The following is a 17,193-nucleotide window of genomic DNA, read 5'->3' as shown; positions in this document are numbered from 1 at the left end:
GCGACGGCCGCCCCGCCCGCCGAAGCGGGCCGGGCGGCCGGTCGTGGGGGGAGGCGCGTCAGTCCTGCGGGCCGCTCTCCGTCATGCCGTGCACGGCGGGGATCGTCCCGAGGCGGCCCTTCTGGAAGTCCTCGAAGGCCTGCATCAGCTCTTCCTTGGTGTTCATGACGAACGGGCCGTAGTGGGCCATGGACTCACGGATCGGCTGGCCGCCGAGCAGCACGACCTCCATGTCCGGCGTGTGGGAGTCCTGCTTCTCGTCCGCGCGGACGGTCAGCGAACCGCCGGCACCGAAGACGGCGGTCTGGCCCAGCTTGATCGGCCGGTTCTCCGCACCGACGCTGCCGCGGCCCGCCATGACGTACGCGAGACCGTTGAAGTCCTCGCGCCAGGGCAGGGTGATCTCGGCGCCCGGGGCGAGGGTCGCGTGGATCATCGTGATCGGCGTGTGCGTGATGCCGGGACCCTGGTGGCCGTCCAGCTCGCCCGCGATGACACGGAGCAGGGAACCGCCGTCGGGGGACGTGAGCAGCTGGACGTTGCCGGCGCGGATGTCCTGGTAGCGCGGCGCCATCATCTTGTCCTTGGCCGGCAGGTTCACCCACAGCTGGAGCCCGTGGAAGAGGCCGCCGGACACGACGAGCTGCTCCGGCGGAGCCTCGATGTGCAGCAGGCCCGAGCCCGCCGTCATCCACTGGGTGTCGCCGTTGGTGATGGTGCCGCCACCGCCGTTGGAGTCCTGGTGGTCGAAGACGCCGTCGATGATGTAGGTGACGGTCTCGAACCCGCGGTGCGGGTGCCACGGGGTGCCCTTGGGCTCGCCCGGCGCGTACTCCACCTCGCCCATCTGGTCCATCATGATGAACGGGTCGAGGTGGCGGTAGTTGATCCCGGCGAACGCCCGGCGCACCGGGAAGCCCTCGCCCTCGAAACCGCCAGGTGCGGTCGTGACGGTCAGCACGGGGCGCGCCACCGCATCGGCGGGAGCGGCCACGCGGGGCAGCGTCAACGGGTTCTCAACGGTCACTGCAGGCATGTCGGTACCTCCTTGTGCAACCACTCTAGTTGAACGTTGAACTTTCTGCTACCCCAGAACGGAAAAGGCCCGGAGGACATTCCCTCCGGGCCTGGCACTCACTCGGGCGGCACCCTCAGCCGTACATCCGGCGCATGGCGAACTCGACCATCTGCTCCACGGCCTTGGCGTCGAACACCATCCGGTGCTCCCCCTCCATGTCCAGGACGAAGCCGTAGCCGGTCGGCAGCAGGTCGATCACCTCGGCACCGGTGATCACGAAGTACTTGGACTCCTTGCCCGCGTACCGGCGCAGCTCCTTGAGCGAGGTGAACATCGGGATCACCGGCTGCTGGGTGTTGTGCAGGGCGAGGAAGCCGGGCGTGTCGCCGCGCGGGCAGTACACCTTCGACGTCGCGAAGATCTGCTGGAAGTCCTCCGCGGACATCTGCCCGGTGGTGAAGGCGCGCACCGCGTCCGCGAGCGAGGGCGGGGACGGCTCCGGGTACAGCGGCGGCTGCTGGCCGTACCCGCCGACACCGCCGGACATCTGCTGCTGCGCCGAGGCGTACTGCTGCTGCGCGGCCCCGTCCATGGGCTGGCCGTATCCGTACATGGCCGCAAGCGTACCGAGCCGCCCCGCCGCCTGGACTGTCTACGGGAGGGTAGGGACATCCCGGGCAGGGCTTGAGCCGCGTCACAGATGACCGGTTCGGGGTTGCGTCTTATTACCGACGGGTAGCATCATCGTAGCTACTTGCTGGTACGTGAACACAGGTGCGAGGAGTCAGTGCCTCGCCGATCTCTCTACGGAGCCATCGCCATGGGGCACTACAAGTCCAACCTCCGCGACATCGAGTTCAACCTCTTCGAAGTGCTCGGCCGTGACAAGCTCTACGGCACCGGCCCGTTCGAGGAGATGGACACCGACACCGCCAGGAGCGTCCTTGAGGAGCTGACCCGCCTCGCCGAGAACGAGCTGGCCGAGTCCTTCGCCGACGCCGACCGCAACCCGCCGGTCTTCGACCCCGAGACGAACACCGCGCCCGTCCCGGCGTCCTTCAAGAAGAGCTACAAGGCGTTCATGGACTCCGAGTACTGGCGCCTCGGCCTACCGGAGGAGATCGGCGGCACCACCGCCCCGCCGTCCCTGATCTGGTCCTACGCGGAGCTGATCCTCGGCGCGAACCCGGCGATCTGGATGTACTCCTCCGGCCCGGCGTTCGCCCGCATCCTCTTCGAGGAGGGCACCGAGGAACAGAAGAAGTGGGCGCAGATCGCGGTCGACCGCACCTGGGGCGCCACCATGGTCCTCACCGAGCCCGACGCCGGCTCGGACGTCGGCGCCGGCCGCACCAAGGCGATCCGGCAGGAGGACGGCTCCTGGCACATCGAGGGCGTGAAGCGCTTCATCACCTCCGGTGAGCACGACATGGAGGAGAACATCCTCCACTACGTCCTCGCCCGCCCCGAGGGCGCCGGCCCCGGCACCAAGGGCCTGTCCCTCTTCCTCGTCCCGAAGTACCACTTCGACTCCGAGACCGGCGAACTGGGCGAGCGCAACGGCGTCTACGCCACCAACGTCGAGCACAAGATGGGCCTCAAGGCCTCCAACACCTGCGAGATGACCTTCGGCGACCGCCACCCCGCCAAGGGCTGGCTGATCGGCGACAAGCACGACGGCATCCGCCAGATGTTCCGCATCATCGAGTTCGCCCGCATGATGGTCGGCACGAAGGCGATCTCCACGCTCTCCACCGGCTACCTGAACGCGCTGGAGTACGCCAAGGAGCGCGTCCAGGGTCCCGACCTCGCCCAGTTCATGGACAAGGCCGCGCCCAAGGTCACCATCACCCACCACCCCGACGTGCGCCGCTCCCTGATGACGCAGAAGGCGTACGCGGAGGGCATGCGCGCCCTGGTCCTCTACACGGCGTCGGTGCAGGACGGCATCGCCGTCAAGGAGGCGAACGGCGAGGACGCCTCGGCCGAGCACGCGCTCAACGACCTGCTCCTGCCGATCGTCAAGGGCTACGGCTCCGAGAAGGGCTACGAGCAGCTCGCCCAGTCGCTGCAGACCTTCGGCGGCTCCGGCTTCCTGCAGGAGTACCCGGTCGAGCAGTACATCCGCGACGCCAAGATCGACACCCTGTACGAGGGCACCACCGCGATCCAGGGCCAGGACTTCTTCTTCCGGAAGATCGTCCGCAACCAGGGCGCCGCCCTCAACGGCCTCGCCGAGGACATCAAGAAGTTCCTGGCGCTCGGCACCGGCGGCGAGCAGCTGGCCGGCGCCCGCGAGCACCTCGCGAAGGCCGCCGTCGAGCTGGAGGCCATCGTCGGCCTGCTGCTGACCGACCTCGCCGCCACCGAGCAGGACGTCAAGAACATCTACAAGGTGGGCCTGAACACCACCCGCCTGCTGCTCGCCTCCGGTGACGTGATCGTCGGCCACCTGCTGCTCAAGGGCGCCGCCGTGGCCGCCGAGAAGCTGGAGACGGCCTCCGCCAAGGCCGTGTCCGCCAAGGACGTGGCGTTCTACACCGGCAAGATCGCGGCGGCGAAGTTCTTCGCGGCCAACGTCCTGCCCGGCGTCACCCTGGCCCGCAAGATCTCCGAGAACGCCGACCTCGACCTGATGGAGCTGGACGAGGCCGCCTTCTAGGGGGTGTCGTTTGGATCAGGCCGGCCTGGACGGACAGTGCGGACCGGCCGACCCGAGCGGGGTCTGGTGCGTGCAGATGCAAGGCGGAGGAGTGAGTCGACGCGATGGGGGTCCCCCCGCGCGGGCGAAGCCGAGCGTGGGGGAGTCGGCGATCGACGACAACGCCGCAGATGTGCGTGCCAGGGCCCGCGACGCCGGGATGATCCACACGACACCCCCTCGGAGCCGGACGACGGGGCCCTTGAAAAACCCTTGGAAAAGAGGCCGCCCCACCCCCCACGTCGACCGCCTGCGCGGGCCCGCTTCCCCTTGCCGGAAGCGGGCCCGCGCACGTCGTTAAGGTAAACAACATGAGCGCACCGTCCCGCTTCGACCGCGGCCACACCGACGACCTGATGTCCTTCCTGGCGGCGAGCCCGTCGCCGTACCACGCGGTCGCGAACGCCGCCGAACGGCTGGAGAAGGCCGGCTTCCGGCAGGTCGCCGAGACGGACGCCTGGGACGCCACCGGCGGCGGCAAGTACGTCCTGCGCGGCGGAGCCCTCGTGGCCTGGTACGTCCCCGAGGGCGCGGCCCCGCACACCCCGCACCGCATCATCGGCGCGCACACCGACTCCCCGAACCTGCGGGCCAAGCCCCAGCCGGACAGCGGAGCGCACGGCTGGCGCCAGATGGCCGTGGAGATCTACGGCGGCCCGCTGCTCAACTCCTGGCTCGACCGGGACCTCGGCCTCGCCGGCCGGCTCACCCTGCGCGACGGCTCCACGGTCCTCGTCAACGTGGACCGGCCGCTGCTGCGGGTCCCCCAGCTCGCCGTCCACCTGGACCGCTCCGTCAGCACCGACGGCCTCAAGCTCGACAAGCAGCGTCATCTGCAGCCGGTGTGGGGCGTGGGCGACGACGTGCGCGAGGGCGACCTGATCGCCTTCCTTGAGGAGGAGGCCGGGCTGCCCGCCGGCTCGGTGGCCGGCTGGGACATCATGACCCACCCCGTGGAGGCGCCCGCCTACCTCGGCCGCGACCGCGAACTGGTCGCCGGCCCCCGCATGGACAACCTGCTCTCGGTGCACGCCGGTACGGCCGCCCTGGCCGCCGCCGCGACCTCGGGCGCGCCCCTCACCCACATCCCCGTCCTCGCCGCCTTCGACCACGAGGAGAACGGCTCCCAGTCCGACACCGGCGCGGACGGCCCGCTGCTCGGCACGGTGCTGGAGCGCTCCGTGTTCGCCCGCGGCGGCACCTACGAGGACCGGGCCCGCTCCTTCGCCGGCACCGTCTGCCTGTCCTCCGACACGGGCCACGCCGTCCACCCCAACTACGCGGAACGGCACGACCCCACGCACCACCCGCGCGTCAACGGCGGCCCGATCCTCAAGGTCAACGTCAACAACCGCTACGCCACGGACGGTTCGGGCCGCGCCGTCTTCACCGCCGCCTGCGAACGGGCGAACGTCCCCTTCCAGACCTTCGTCTCCAACAACTCCCTGCCCTGCGGCACCACCATCGGCCCCATCACCGCCGCCCGCCACGGCATCACGACCATCGACATCGGCGTCGCCATCCTCTCCATGCACAGCGTCCGCGAACTGTGCGGCGCCGACGACCCGTTCCACCTGGCGAACGCGCTGGTGGCGTTCCTGGAGGGCTAGTCGCAAGCGCGGGGGCGGGGAGCTGGGGCGGCGGCCACGGCGCGAGCGCCCCAGCCCCCTCTTGTCCCCTCGCGGAGCGCTACTCGTCCATGCCCGCCAGAACCAGCGGCAGCCTCCCCGCCCCACCCTCGACGACCCGCACCGGAACCCCCCAGTCCTGCTGGTGCACATGGCAGGCCGGGTACTCGTTGGCGGGATCGTCGTCGCAGCTCGCCGCCATCGCGGAGACGTGCAGCACCCCCTCCGTCACCGAAGGGTTCAGCTCCAGCTCACGGGAGAGGTCGGTGTCGGCCCCCTCGCCCCCGGCCAGCAGCTCGGGCGGGGTCGAGGAGACGAGCAGCCGCGTCGAGGGGCCGTACCGCGTGTCCAGCTTCTGACCCGCCGGAGCCTGGAAGATCACGTCCAGCCGGATCCTGCCCGGCGCGACATCCGTCGCCGCACGCCGCGTGCGATGGGCCACCGCCTCCACGCGGACCGCCTCCTCGGGCAGCCGCAGCCGGGTCAGCCGGTGCCGGGCCGACTCCACGACCACGATGTCCTGACCGACCAGCACGGCGTCACTGGGCTCACGCAGATCGGTGGCGAGCGTCGTCACCTCACCGGTCGCCGGGTCGTAGCGGCGCAGCGCGTGGTTGTACGTGTCGGCGACGGCGACCGAGCCGTCCGGCAGCGCGGTGACGCCCAGCGGATGCTGGAGCAGGGCCTGCTCCGCCGCCCCGTCCCGGTGCCCGAAGTCGAACAGACCGGTGCCGACGGCGGTGTGGACGTGCCCGTCCAGGTCCACCCACCTGAGCGCCGACGTCTCGGAGTCGGCGAGCCAGAGCCGGTCCGCGGTGGCCGCGAGCCCGGACGGCTGCGCGAACCAGGCCTCGTCCGCGGGCCCGTCGACCAGCCCCTCGTTGGTGGTGCCGGCCGCCACGGCGACGGTCCGCGTGCCCGGGTCGTACGTCCACAGCTGGTGGACACCCGCCATGGCGATCCACACCTTGCCGCCGAAGAAGGCCACGTCCCACGGCGAGGACAGGTCGACCTCGCGCGCCGGACCCGAGGTCGCCGAGCCCTGCCACCACTGCCTGCCGGTGCCGGCGAGCGTGGTCACGGCACCGGAGGCGAGGTCGAGGCGGCGCAGCGCGTGGTTCACGGTGTCGGCGACGACGACCGCCGCCCCGTCCTCGGACAGCGCGAGCCCCTGCGGCTCGCTGAACGACGCCACCTGCGCGGCACCGTCGTCGAATCCGCGCTCACCGCTGCCGATGCGCCGTACGACCGTCTCGCCGTCCTCGGCCAGCTCCACCAGCTGGTGCCGGGTGGTGTCGCTGACCAGGAAGTTCCCGGAGGGCAGCAGCAACGCCTTGCCGGGGAAGCGCAGCACCGTCGGCTCGGGCTCCGGCGGCACGTACGGCCCCTCGCCGCGGCGCAGGGTGCCCTTCGCCTCGTGCTCGGCCTCCAGCTCCTCGACCAGCCGCTCGATGGCGTGCACATGCCCCTCACCGGCGTGCTGCGCGACGACGTACCCCTCCGGGTCGATCACCACCAGCGTCGGCCACGCCCGCACCGCGTACTGCTTCCAGGTCCCCAGCTCGGGATCGTCCAGCACCGGGTGCTCGACGCCGTACCGCTCCACCGCGTCCAGGACCGCCCCGTGCTCGGCCTCGTGCGCGAACTTCGGCGAGTGCACCCCGATCACCACCACGGTGTCCCGGTGCTTCTCCTCCAGCTCCCGCAGCTCGTCGAGGACGTGCAGGCAGTTGATACAGCAGAAGGTCCAAAAATCAACGATCGTGATGCGGCCACGGAGCTCGGCCAGGCCGAGTTCCTTGCCGCCGGTGTTGATCCAACCGCCCCGGCCGATCAGTTCGGGGGCACGGACACGTACGCGCTTCGCCATGTTTCCAGCCAACCACACCGCTGACCTGCACCGCTCCGCGCGGTACGGCCCCCGCGGCCGTTGCGCGCAAAAGAGGCGACCCTTGAAAGGCTCGGTGAAGGCAGGAGTATCGAACATACTGTCCACGGCAGTTGGCGGAGACAGGGAGTTGGCCCCATGCACAACCAGGACGCAACCTCGCCGGACGCCGACGGCGGACGGCTGGTCGCCAGCCGGTACCGACTGTTGTCCATGCTCGGCGAGGGCGGGATGGGCACCGTGTGGCGTGCCCTCGACGAAGTGCTGCACCGCGAAGTGGCGGTCAAGGAGGTGCGTGCCTCCGCCGAACTGCCTCCGGGCCACAGCGCGCGGATGTACGCCCGCCTCGAACGGGAGGCGTGGGCGGCGGCGCGGGTCAACGCCCCTGGGGTGGTGACCGTCTACGACGTGGTCTCCTGCGACGGCCGGCCGTGGATCGTGATGGAACTCGTCCGCGGCCGGTCGCTGGCCGACGCGATCGGTGCCGGGGGCGCCCTGCCGCCGCAGGAGGCCGCGCGCATCGGCGCCGAAGTGCTGGCGGCGCTGTGCGCGGCACACGAAGCGGGGGTGCTGCACCGCGACGTGAAGCCCGCCAACGTCATGCTCACCGACGCGGGCCGGGTCGTGCTGACCGACTTCGGCATAGCCGCCGTGGCGGGGGAGACGGCCCTGACGATGACCGGTGAGGTCGTCGGCTCGCCCGAATACCTGGCGCCGGAAAGGGCGTTGGGCGAGATACCGGGCACCGCGTCCGACCTGTGGTCTCTGGGCGCCCTTCTCTACTCGGCCGTACAGGGCCGTTCGCCCTTCCGTCGTACGACACCCCTGGCGACGCTGCGCGCCATCGTGGACGACGAACTGCCGCCCCCGCACCGGGCCGGTCCGCTCACCTCGGTCATCGAGGGCCTGATGCGCAAGGACCCGAAGGTGCGGATGACCGCCGAGCAGGCCAGGCGGGAACTGCTCCTGGTCGCCGGGGGGACGGAGACCCCCGCTGCCGGCGTCGCCGCCGGCACTGTCGCGGACCCGAGGACGCCCGCGCCCACGGCCGGGTTGACGGCCGCGGTCACGGCGGAGGTCACGGGCGCGGTCACGGCGGCGCAGGAGCTGCCCGTCGCCGCGTCCGCCACGTCCGGGGCGACGGCCGTCGCCCCAACCGCCGTCCCTCCTACGGCCGTCTCCCCTACGGCCGTCTCCCCTACGGCCGTCTCCGCTACAGCGGGTACACCCACGGCCGATGCACCCACGGCAGGTGCACCCACAGCGGCTGCGCCCACGGCGATGACCCCCGCGACCGGTGCCACGGCAACCGCGCCCGTACCGGCACCGGTGTCGTCGTTCGGTCCTCCCCCCGGTGGGGCGGGGTTCGGGCCCGTGGTCGCGGCACCCGGCGGGGCGTTCGGGCCCGTGGTCGCGCCGCCAGGACCCGCGCGGCGCAGCCGCCGTACCGCGTACCTGCTCGGCGCGGCAGCGGCCGTACTGGTGCTGCTCGGCGGTGGCCTGACGTACGCGTTCATCGGCAGGAACGGCAACAGTGACAACGGGACGGGGAACGGCGGGACGGGGAACGGCACAAGCGCGTCGCAGCCCGTGTCGGTGACGGTGGCGGGTGGCGCGACCACCTACGACGGGAGCTGCCCGCCGGGGGACGGCAGGGCGCCCTGGTTCACGGCGACGTTCACCGCGGCCAGCTCCCCCGTCCAGTTCTCCTACCGGTGGGTGTCCGACAGCGGAGAGGTGATCGACAGACAGTGGCGGACCCTCACGTTCAGGGAGGGTGACCCGACCACCAAGCAGGAGACGGTACGGCTCTCGACGTACGCGCAGCAGGGAACTCTGCAGGGCGCGATGGCGGTCGAGATCAAGTCACCGTTCGACGCAAAGTCCAACTCGGTGGCATTCTCGGTGACATGTCGCCCGAACGGCACATGATCCGGGCGCCATTTCGCACATATTGCGGTCAACCTGACCTACTCTAGGGAGATTCCGTGTTGTCAGTCATCGTGGGACGCACTGGTCCCTTCACTGGTCAGAGTGTTGTTCTCGGCGACGCGCCGCTGACGTTCGGACGCAAGAGCGACAACGACGTCGTCATCGTCAGCGTCAGCGCCTCCCGGATGCACGCCGAGATCCGCAAGGAGGACGGCGCATATGTGCTCCACGACCTCGGCAGCAGGAACGGCACGCAGGTCAACGACGAACAGGTCACCCGGCACGAACTGACGCCTGGCGACACCATACGCATCGGCGACGAGACCTTCCTGTTCGAGACGCAGGAGGCCGTGGAGACGGTCATGGACCTCTCCCAGTTCGCCCTGCCCCGTGCCGACGTGGCCGTGGCCCCGGACGTCCTGCGGGTCACGGTGGCCGGTGGCGGCCCGGTCGGACTCGCCTTCGCGCTGCTCCTGGAGGAGGCGCTGCCGGGGCGGGTCTCCGTCACCGTCCACGACGCGCGGTGGATCCGCGACGGCGACAGGATCGTCTGGAAGGACGAGTCCCAGGGCAACGTCCGTCGCCAGCAGGTCGTCACCGTGCAGAGCCGGCAGTACCTGGCGCTGACGGAGGCGATGCGGTCGGCGATGTTCGGGGAGGGCCAGTTCTCCGAGATGTGGCCGCTGGGTCCCGACTCCGTGGACGGGCAGGCGCCCCGCAACATCCGGATCGCCCACATCGAGGACCAGTTGCTGGCGCTGGCCAACGACAAGCCCGCGATCCGCCTGGTGCCCAAGCGGTTCGACGCGGCGGAGAGCGAACACCGCATCGCCCGCGATCACGTGCTGGTGATCTGCGAAGGCGGCCGGTCGCGCACCCGTGAGCACTTCGCGGACCGCTTCGGGGCGGCCGACGCGTCCATCTACTCCCTCGACGGGGAACACCTCCAGGACGTGGTGCTGGGGCTGCGGGTCAAGTCCCGGCTCAGTGACCCGATGAGCGTCCTGCTGACGGTGGCGCAGAACCGGTTCCTCCTCAACTCGCTGCGCGGCGAGGGCTTCTTGAACATGCGGCTGACCCGCGAGGAGGCGCGCAACGTCATCGGCATCGACCCGGTCCGCCAGGTCTTCGAGGAGTGCATCGCGGCCCGGCCGTGCGTGATGAGCCGGCACGAGGACAACGAGTTCGTCTGCCCGACGCACGGGACGCTGTTCCTGCCTGCGCTGCTGCGCAGTTCACCGCTGTGGAAGAGGATCCAGGAGGGTCTGCGGCTGTTCGGTGTCGACGAGGACGACCTCAGCGCGATCACGTCGTTCCGGCTGGACATGGTGCAGCGCCCGCGGTTCACGGCCCAGCTCACCCGCCCGACCGCCGATCGCCCCGGGACGTACGGCTTCCTGCTGGGCGACGCGGCCAACGCCATCCACTTCTGGCCCGGCCGCGGCCTGAACAGCGGTCTCGCCTCGGCGGTCTCGCTGGCCCGCTCGCTCAGCCGCGTCTGGCAGGGCCGCCCGCTGCGCGACGCGGACTTCATCCGGCACGAGGCGGCGATGTCCATGCTCCAGTACCGCCACAAGAGCCGCGCGTGGAACGCGATGGTCACGACGGACGAGCGAGGCGCGACCCGGGCGATCAAGGACATCATCGAGCGCAGCATGGAGGGCGCGGCGGGGCCGGTGGCCGAGGGTTCCGGGCCCGCGGGGTCGGATCTGGAGATCCTCCTGGACCGTATGCGGACGATCCGCGATCGCCTCGCGGCGCGCCTGCCGGGCCTGCCCGACGACGAGGAACTCCGGGCCCACCTCTCCACGCTGGCCCCCGCGACCCTGCGGACGCTTCAGGAGAGCGGCGCGTGGGACACGCTGATCGTCGGCGGCGAGGAGGCGGACATCGACATCTTCTACCAGGAGAACGTCCCGGTCTTCGTCCCCGCCCCCGTCCCCGCGACCGACCGGGTCCAGGACCCCCGCACCGGGCACTCCCTGAACCCGGCCTGACAGCCGTAACGCATCCCGCTGACGCTTCCGCCCGACGCTTCCCCGTACCGAACCTTCGTGACGGACCTCCGTGACGATCGGCCCGGTACGGGGAAGCAGCAACGGTATGAGATTCCTCGTACGCGACCGGCTTCTCGGCATCGGTGACGACTACTGGATCGAGGACGAGCACGGCCGGAAGGTCTTCCTCGTCGACGGCAAGGCGATGCGGCTGCGGGACACCTTCGAGCTGAAGGACGCCCACGGACGCGTCCTGATCGACATCCACCAGAAGATGTTCGCGCTGCGCGACACGATGGTGATCGAGCGGGACGGCGAGGGCCTCGCCACCATCAAGCGCAAACGGCTGTCCCTGCTGCGCAACCACTACCGGGTGTCCCTGGTGGACGGCACCGTGCTGGACGTCAGCGGCAAGATCCTCGACCGCGAGTTCGCCGTGGAGTACGACGGCGAACTCCTCGCCGTGATCTCCCGCCGCCTGCTGACCGTCCGGGAGACGTACGGCGTCGACGTCGTACGGGAGGACGCGGACCCGACGCTGCTCATCGCGGTGGCGGTGTGCGTGATCCACCTGGCGGAGAGGGAGCGGGAGGACGACTAGAGGATCGCGGGAGAGCGGCTGGAGGACCGCCGGCGGAGGGCCAGCGGATCACGCGCGGAGGACCAGGGCCAGAGGGTCAGCGGGGGGGCTGATCCTGCCTTCGTGGCGGCTGGAGGCCGAGCATCCGGTCCTTCAGGGCCGGGAACTGCTCGCGGGTGGCCGCCACCCGTGCCGGGTCGAAGTCGACCGTGAGGACCTCCTCGCCGGGGCCCGCCTCGGCGAGGACCTCGCCCCACGGATCCACCACGATCGAGTGACCGGCCTGCGGAACTCCGGCGTGCGTCCCGGCCGTTCCACAGGCGAGCACGAACGCCTGGTTCTCCACCGCCCGCGCCTGAGCCAGCAGCGTCCAGTGCGCGCGTCGCCGCTCGGGCCAGCCCGCCGGGATCACCAGCGTCTCGGCGCCGGCGTCGACCAGTGTGCGGAAGAGTTCGGGGAAACGGAGGTCGTAGCAGGTGGCCACGCCGAGCGTGGTCTCGGGCAGCCGGACCGTCACGGCGTCCTGCCCGGCGCTCATCAGCACGGCCTCGCCCTTGTCGAAGCCGAAGCGGTGGATCTTGCGGTAGGCCGCGGCCAGCTCACCGGAAGGGGAGAAGACGAGTGAGGTGTTGTAGAGGGGCCCCTCGGGGTCGCGTTCCGGGACGGAGCCGGCGTGCAGCCACACACCCGCGTCGCTCGCCGCCTTCGCCATGACTTCGTACGTCGGACCGTCCAGCGGTTCGGCCTCGGTGGCGAACTCCTCGTACGCGAAAGCGCCGGTCGTCCATAGCTCGGGAAGAACTACCAGGTCAGAGCCACTTTGTTCACGAATCAGAGAGGCTGCTCGCTGCCGTCTTTCGGCCACGGATTCGCCTTCGGCAACGGCAATCTGGATGAGGGAAGCGCGCACACTACCACCGTCCTGGCATTCGAGTCGTCCACACGGGCCTACGATCGTCACACGAAAGCACTGCCGGGGTGCCTCAGAGCAGCGTAACTTAGCGGTTCGAGACACCCGCCGAGTGCAGCCACCTCCCGCTGGCACAGCCGCCACCACCTGCCCGTGTACCGACCGCCGAGGGGTCCCGTTCCGTGAGTCTGCATCCCACCCTCCAGCCCTACGCCGACGCCTGGGCCCACTCCATCGAAGCGATATCCGAAATGGTGCAGTCGCTTGTCGAGGGTGAGTGGAACCGGCGTACCCCGTGCCCCGGCTGGTCGGTCCGGGACGTCGTCTCGCACGTGATCGGCCTGGACACCGAGATGCTCGGCGACCCGCGCCCCATCCACAGCCTGCCCCGCGACCTCTTCCACGTCACCAACGAGCACCAGCGCTACATGGAGATGCAGGTCGACGTCCGCCGTCACCACACGGCGCCGGAGATGACGTCCGAGCTGGAGTACACGGTCATCCGCCGCAACCGCCAGCTGCGCAACGAGTCCCGCGAGCCGGGCACCCTGGTGCGCGGCCCGCTGGGCACCGAGGTCACCCTGGAGCAGGCGATGCGCGCCCGCGCCTTCGACGTCTGGATCCACGAGCAGGACCTGCGCACGGCCCTCGGCCGCCCCGGCAACCTCGACTCGCCGGGCGCGTACATCGTCCGGGACGTGCTGCTGGAGGCACTGCCCAAGGTCGTCGCCAAGGACGCGAACGCGCCGCGCAGCTCGGCGATCGTCTTCGACGTGCACGGCCCGATCGAGTTCCTGCGCACGATCCGCGTCGACATCCAGGGCCGCGGCACCCTCGAGACCGCCCCGGCCCTCGGCCCCGCCGCCACCCTCTCCCTCGACTGGGAGACCTACTTCCGCCTGGCCTGCGGCCGCGTGACCCCGGAGGCGGTCGCGGACCGCATCAAGACCGAGGGCGACCCGGAACTGACGGCCGCCATCCTGAGGAACTTCGCGATCACTCCGTGAGGGGGTGTGGCGGCCCGGCAGCCGGTGGCCCGCACAGCGAAATCGCCGTGCGGGCCACCGGCCGGGCTCGCTACCGTCCCCTGCATGACCCCAACCTACGACGCACCCCCGTCCCCCTCCCCCTCCCCGTCCTCCTTGCCGCGGCTTCCCCGCCTCACCTTCCACGGCCCCCTCTCCGAGGCGCGTGCGGCCGGGATGGTGGGGCGCCTCGCCGCGGCGGGACCGCGCACCGTGCTGGACATCGGCTGCGGCTGGGGCGAGTTGCTGCTGCGGGTGCTGGAGGCCGTACCGGAGGCTCGCGGGGTGGGGATCGACCTCAACGGTGAGGATCTGGCGCGGGGCCGGCGCAACGCCGAGGCGCGGGGGCTGGCCGAACGGGTGGAGTTCATCGAGGAGTCCGCCGTGGGGACCGGGCGGGGCCCTGCCGACCTGGTGCTGTGTCTGGGCGCGACGCAGGCGCTGAGCACGGCCGAGCCGCCCACCGCGGAGGCGCTGCGCGAGTTGCGGCGCCTGGTGGCGGACGGCGGCCGGGTCCTGGTCGGCGAGGGCTTCTGGGAGCGGACGCCCACCGAGGCCGAGCTGTCCGGCATGTGGCCGGGCGCCTCCGCCGGCGACCACTACTCCCTGGCCGCCCTCCTCGACCTCGCCGTCGAGGCCGGCTTCCGCCCCGAGTGGACGGAGACGGCGAGCCTCACGGAGTGGGAGGAATTCGAGTCCGCCTACCAGGCCGACCAGGAAGTCTGGCTCGCCACCAACCCGACCCACCCCGAGGCCCCCGAAACCCGCACCCGCCTCGACCACCACCGCTCCCAGTGGCTCACCTACCGCAACATCCTCGGCATCACCTACCTGACCCTGCTCCCAACAACCACCTGACGCCCACCATCCCCCCAGCCCTCAGCCACCCCCCCTCGACCCACACCCCACACCCCGCAGCCACCCCCCTCGACCCACACCCCGCACCCCGCAGCCACCCCCCTCGGCCCACGGCCCGCACCCCCCCGGCCCACACCCCGCACCCCACACCCCACACCCCGCACCCCACACCCCACACCCCCCGGCCCACACCCCGCACCCCCACGGCCCACACCCCGCAGCCACCCCCCTCGGCCCACGGCCCGCACCCCCCAGCCCACGCCCCACGGCCCACACCCCGCAGCCACCCCCCTCGGCCCACGGCCCACACCCCCCAGCCCACGGCCCGCAGCCGCCGACGGCGCCCACCCCCACAAGTCGCCCAGCCTCTCGACCAACAGTCACGGGCGGCGCGTGGGCGGGCAAAAAATCCCCCACCCAGGGAAAGCCGCCAACGCCCCCTCACCCCCACATGTCGCTCAACCTCTCAACCAACAGTCACGGGCGGGCCGGGTGGGAAACCCCGCCCCCTCACACCGGCACATGCACCGTCTCCACCCTGCTCCCCACCAACCTCTCCCTCTCCCTCCTCGCCGCCACCCCCCGCAACCGCAGAATCTGGCTCACCCCCACCACCTGCAGCACGAACACCGCCGAAAACGCCACCGCATACTCGTCCCCGGTCGCATCCAGCAGCACCCCGATCGCGAACAACGTCGTCATGGAGGCCACGAACCCGCCCATGTTGGTGATCCCGGACGCCGTCCCCTGCCGCTCGGGCGGATTCGCCGGCCGCGCGAAGTCGAAGCCGAGCATCGACGCCGGGCCGCACGCCCCGAGCACCGCGCACAGCGTCACCAGCAGCCACATGGGCGCCCGCTCCCCGGGCCACGCGAGCGTGAGCGCCCACATGACCGCGGTCGCCGCGACCGTCCCGAGCGCGAGCGGCAGCCGGGCCGTGTGGTGCCGGGCGACGATCTGGCCGTAGACGAGGCCGATGACCATGTTGGACAGGACGACCAGGGTCAGCAGCTCGCCCGCGGTGGCCCGGCTGAGCCCCTGCGCCTGGACCAGGAACGGCAGCCCCCACAGCAGCAGGAACACCATCGCGGGGAACTGGGTCGTGAAGTGCACCCACAGCCCGAGCCGCGTCCCCGGCTCCCGCCAGGACGCCGCGATCTGCCGCCGCACATAGGCCGCGCCCTGGTGCGGGGACTGCTCCGGCTCGTGTCCCTCGGGGTGGTCCTTCAGGAACAGCAGGGTCAGGACCAGGGCGACCACACCGGCGAGCGCGCTGCCCGCGAACGCCGGGGTCCAGCCGAGGCCGTGCAGCAGCCGGGCGAGGACGAGGGTGGAGACCAGGTTGCCCGCCATGCCGACCAGGCCCGCGAGCTGGGCGATCAGAGGTCCGCGCCGGGCCGGGAACCAGCGCGTGCCCAGCCGCAGCACGCTGATGAAGGTCATCGCGTCGCCGCAGCCCAGCAGCGCGCGTGAGGCGAGCGCGGTGCCGTACGTGGGGGAGAAGGCGAAGCCCAGCTGGCCGGCGGTGAACAGCACCGCGCCGATGCTCAGCACCTTCTTCGTGCCGAGCCGGTCGACGAGCAGGCCGACGGGTATCTGCATGCCGGCGTAGACCAGCAGCTGGAGGATCGAGAAGGTCGACAGGGCGGAGGCGCCCACGTGGAAGCGGTCGGCCGCGTCCAGGCCGGCCACGCCCAGGGACGTACGGAAGATGACGGCGACGAAGTAGACGGCGACGCCGACGGTCCACATGACGGCGGCACGACGGCCGCCCGGAGGATCACCCGGAAGGGTGGCGTTGTGTGCCGTACCGCTTCCCCTCATCGCACCTCACCCCGCGCGAGGTGCGAGAACCAGCCCACGTGCCGGTGCACGATCCCGACGGCCTCCTCCGCGTCCCCGGCGCGCAGCGCGTCCAGGATCTCCCCGTGCTCGGCGAGGGTCTTGGCGATCCGGTCGGGGTGGGAGTGCATGACGGCGACGCCCATCCGCAACTGCCGGTCGCGCAGCTGGTCGTACAGGCGCGAGAGGATCTCGTTGCCGCCGCTGCGCACGATCTCGGCGTGGAAGCAGCGGTCGGTGACGGCCGCGGCGGCGAAGTCTCCGGCGGCGGCCTGCGCCTTCTGCTGTTCGAGCAGCTCGGTCAGCCGCTCCAGCAGGCTCTGGGGCGCGGGTACGGCCTTGCGGGCGGCGTGTTCCTCGACCAGCAGCCGGGTCTCCACGACGTCGGCGATCTCCTGCGCGGAGACGGGCAGGACCAGGGCGCCCTTCTTGGGGTAGAGCCTGATCAGGCCCTCGACCTCCAGGCGCAGCAGTGCCTCGCGGACAGGCGTGCGCGAGACCCCGACGGCCTCGGCCAGCTCCCCCTCGGTCAGCAGGGTGCCGCCTTCGTAGCGGCGGTCGAGCACCCCCTGCTTGACATGGCTGTAGACGCGGTCGGCGGCGGGTGGCTGCTTGGTGGCCGTTTGCATGGCCACAGGATAGATACAACACGTACGCATGCGGCAGCCGGGTCCAGCATGCGGAACGAATCCGGCCGGCGGGCGAACAGAACCGGTCATCAGGGCGACGAGAACCGGCCCTGCGGGCGAGTGGCCGAAAATTCCTCACCGCAACCGCACAACCTTCTGTGCTACTTACGTGTCACACACCTGCG

At 71.0% G+C, this 17,193-nt stretch carries 13 protein-coding genes; 7 read left to right on the top strand and 6 right to left on the bottom strand.

The genetic code is table 11. The features are described from left to right. Positions 1-58: 58 nt before the first annotated feature. Positions 59-1,036, bottom strand: coding sequence for a pirin family protein (locus ACGFYV_RS29715; RefSeq protein ID WP_393881591.1), 978 nt, complete (start codon positions 1,034-1,036; stop codon positions 59-61). Positions 1,037-1,151: 115 nt separating this feature from the next. Next, a complete protein-coding gene (locus tag ACGFYV_RS29710) occupies positions 1,152-1,631 on the bottom strand; it encodes an SseB family protein (RefSeq protein ID WP_393881590.1) in 480 nt (159 codons plus the stop codon). A 207-nt stretch (positions 1,632-1,838) separates the two neighbouring features. Between ACGFYV_RS29710 and ACGFYV_RS29705 the strand changes: the two genes are divergently transcribed. Beyond that, positions 1,839-3,680, top strand: coding sequence for an acyl-CoA dehydrogenase (locus tag ACGFYV_RS29705; protein WP_393881589.1), 1,842 nt, complete (start codon positions 1,839-1,841; stop codon positions 3,678-3,680). Positions 3,681-4,030: 350 nt separating this feature from the next. Further along, on the top strand, positions 4,031-5,329 hold the full coding sequence (locus ACGFYV_RS29700; protein ID WP_393881588.1) for a M18 family aminopeptidase: 1,299 nt from the start codon (positions 4,031-4,033) through the stop codon (positions 5,327-5,329). A 79-nt stretch (positions 5,330-5,408) separates the two neighbouring features. Here ACGFYV_RS29700 and ACGFYV_RS29695 read toward each other — a convergent pair whose 3' ends face one another. After that, the gene (locus ACGFYV_RS29695; protein WP_393881587.1) at positions 5,409-7,217 is read right to left on the bottom strand and encodes an NHL domain-containing thioredoxin family protein; all 1,809 of its coding nucleotides are present in this window, start codon (positions 7,215-7,217) and stop codon (positions 5,409-5,411) included. A gap of 156 nt (positions 7,218-7,373) precedes the next feature. On the opposite strand from ACGFYV_RS29695, the gene ACGFYV_RS29690 reads away from it, so the two are divergent. From ACGFYV_RS29690 to ACGFYV_RS29680, 3 genes are all read left to right on the top strand, one after another. Then, positions 7,374-9,167 (top strand): serine/threonine-protein kinase, encoded by a 1,794-nt coding sequence (locus tag ACGFYV_RS29690; protein WP_393881586.1) that lies wholly within the window; start codon positions 7,374-7,376, stop codon positions 9,165-9,167. Positions 9,168-9,223: 56 nt separating this feature from the next. After that, complete coding sequence (locus ACGFYV_RS29685) at positions 9,224-11,164, top strand: FHA domain-containing protein (RefSeq protein ID WP_393881585.1); 1,941 nt, start codon at positions 9,224-9,226, stop codon at positions 11,162-11,164. Between the two features lie 106 nt (positions 11,165-11,270). After that, positions 11,271-11,765: an LURP-one-related/scramblase family protein gene (locus ACGFYV_RS29680; protein ID WP_393881584.1), complete on the top strand. Its 495-nt coding sequence runs from the start codon at positions 11,271-11,273 to the stop codon at positions 11,763-11,765. Positions 11,766-11,841: 76 nt separating this feature from the next. On the opposite strand, the gene ACGFYV_RS29675 is transcribed toward ACGFYV_RS29680, so the two are convergent. Further along, complete coding sequence (locus ACGFYV_RS29675; protein WP_393881583.1) at positions 11,842-12,654, bottom strand: carbon-nitrogen family hydrolase; 813 nt, start codon at positions 12,652-12,654, stop codon at positions 11,842-11,844. Positions 12,655-12,836: 182 nt separating this feature from the next. Here ACGFYV_RS29675 and ACGFYV_RS29670 point away from each other — a divergent pair, with 182 nt between their 5' ends. Continuing rightward, a complete protein-coding gene (locus tag ACGFYV_RS29670) occupies positions 12,837-13,661 on the top strand; it encodes a maleylpyruvate isomerase family mycothiol-dependent enzyme (protein WP_393881582.1) in 825 nt (274 codons plus the stop codon). 84 nt (positions 13,662-13,745) lie between these two features. After that, positions 13,746-14,537: an SAM-dependent methyltransferase gene (locus tag ACGFYV_RS29665; protein ID WP_393881581.1), complete on the top strand. Its 792-nt coding sequence runs from the start codon at positions 13,746-13,748 to the stop codon at positions 14,535-14,537. Between the two features lie 510 nt (positions 14,538-15,047). On the opposite strand, the gene ACGFYV_RS29660 is transcribed toward ACGFYV_RS29665, so the two are convergent. Both ACGFYV_RS29660 and ACGFYV_RS29655 read right to left on the bottom strand, forming a co-directional pair. After that, on the bottom strand, positions 15,048-16,361 hold the full coding sequence (locus tag ACGFYV_RS29660) for a nitrate/nitrite transporter (protein ID WP_393881580.1): 1,314 nt from the start codon (positions 16,359-16,361) through the stop codon (positions 15,048-15,050). Continuing rightward, positions 16,358-17,008: a GntR family transcriptional regulator gene (locus ACGFYV_RS29655; RefSeq protein ID WP_393881579.1), complete on the bottom strand. Its 651-nt coding sequence runs from the start codon at positions 17,006-17,008 to the stop codon at positions 16,358-16,360. Before ACGFYV_RS29655 ends, ACGFYV_RS29660 begins: the two co-directional genes overlap by 4 nt. Positions 17,009-17,193 lie beyond the last annotated feature (185 nt).

It is taken from the genome of Streptomyces sp. NPDC048297 (assembly GCF_043201585.1).
Classification (GTDB): domain Bacteria; phylum Actinomycetota; class Actinomycetes; order Streptomycetales; family Streptomycetaceae; genus Streptomyces.
Note: the sequence above shows the minus strand (reverse complement) of the source record. Positions and strands in the feature narration are given on the sequence as shown.

Excerpts from the sequence above, each read along its gene's own strand:
- ACGFYV_RS29655 (WP_393881579.1), bottom strand. The coding sequence starts at position 17,008 with ATGCAAACGGCCACCAAGCAGCCACCCGCCGCCGACCGCGTCTACAGC.
- ACGFYV_RS29680 (WP_393881584.1), top strand. The coding sequence starts at position 11,271 with ATGAGATTCCTCGTACGCGACCGGCTTCTCGGCATCGGTGACGACTAC.
- ACGFYV_RS29695 (WP_393881587.1), bottom strand. The coding sequence starts at position 7,217 with ATGGCGAAGCGCGTACGTGTCCGTGCCCCCGAACTGATCGGCCGGGGC.
- ACGFYV_RS29690 (WP_393881586.1), top strand. The coding sequence starts at position 7,374 with ATGCACAACCAGGACGCAACCTCGCCGGACGCCGACGGCGGACGGCTG.
- ACGFYV_RS29700 (WP_393881588.1), top strand. The coding sequence starts at position 4,031 with ATGAGCGCACCGTCCCGCTTCGACCGCGGCCACACCGACGACCTGATG.
- ACGFYV_RS29665 (WP_393881581.1), top strand. The coding sequence starts at position 13,746 with ATGACCCCAACCTACGACGCACCCCCGTCCCCCTCCCCCTCCCCGTCC.
- ACGFYV_RS29710 (WP_393881590.1), bottom strand. The coding sequence starts at position 1,631 with ATGTACGGATACGGCCAGCCCATGGACGGGGCCGCGCAGCAGCAGTAC.
- ACGFYV_RS29715 (WP_393881591.1), bottom strand. The coding sequence starts at position 1,036 with ATGCCTGCAGTGACCGTTGAGAACCCGTTGACGCTGCCCCGCGTGGCC.
- ACGFYV_RS29660 (WP_393881580.1), bottom strand. The coding sequence starts at position 16,361 with ATGAGGGGAAGCGGTACGGCACACAACGCCACCCTTCCGGGTGATCCT.
- ACGFYV_RS29705 (WP_393881589.1), top strand. The coding sequence starts at position 1,839 with ATGGGGCACTACAAGTCCAACCTCCGCGACATCGAGTTCAACCTCTTC.